Annotated in this window: 1 protein-coding gene; it reads right to left on the reverse strand. The window is 43.3% G+C overall.

The genetic code is table 11. The annotated features are described in order from the left end of the window. Nucleotides 1-815, reverse strand: an 815-nt coding sequence (locus tag D1Z92_RS17085; protein ID WP_276318885.1) for a peptidase G2 autoproteolytic cleavage domain-containing protein, incomplete at both ends; no start/stop codon positions are given.

Genomic DNA, 815 nt, shown 5'->3' on the forward strand with positions numbered 1-815 from the left:
TGTTGCTTTATTTCCTGATTTTCCTCCTGTAACTGCTGCATTTTGATTTTCATTTTACGCTGCTGTACATATTGATCTCCATTTAACAATATCAGTACCTGATTTTCCCCTGTGCGCTGTAATACTCGATACCCGTATTCTGATACTGTTGCCATACCACTATCATTAGGTAAACAATATCCATTCGTTACACAGGAACCGTCATCTCTCACTCTCACCTGCCCTACTAACCCTACTGCCGACCATTCTGCTCTTTCCGCGCGCGGCTTATATTCCTGACTTGGGTCATAGGCAGGGTCCATTACGAGTTGCTTTTTAATGTGCTGCGGTTGTATCGTATTGTTTTTTTCATCCCATTGATCAGGTACAACAACATCTTCATATACTCTTCTTCCCCACTCATCAGTCACATATTGACCTTGCCAATGCAAGCCTGCGTTACCTCCAAGTAAACCAGGAGTGGCACTTGTGATGCCTAAAATGTAGTCATCTTCACTCGTTGCTACTTTAATTTTATTATCTACTAGTGTAACAAACAGCCCTACATCAATTGGCTCACTGTCGACACTTTCAAACATTTCCGCAAAATCACACGTATTACAGTTCGCATTCATCGATACTGTGCCCATGAAGCAAGCATCGCCCACACCAACACTGCCACTTGTTGTACCACTGATAAAGGCGGCGATACCATTCCCTGTTACTCCAAATGCCCCAGCTGCTAAATGCCATGAGTTTTCTAATTTAGCTTCGCCACTGTTACCCATAATGTGTGCGCTTGTAAGTCCAGCACCTACTGTAGTATTGATCCCTTC

Source organism: Longirhabdus pacifica (assembly GCF_004115085.1).
Taxonomy (GTDB): domain Bacteria; phylum Bacillota; class Bacilli; order Paenibacillales; family DSM-105158; genus Longirhabdus; species Longirhabdus pacifica.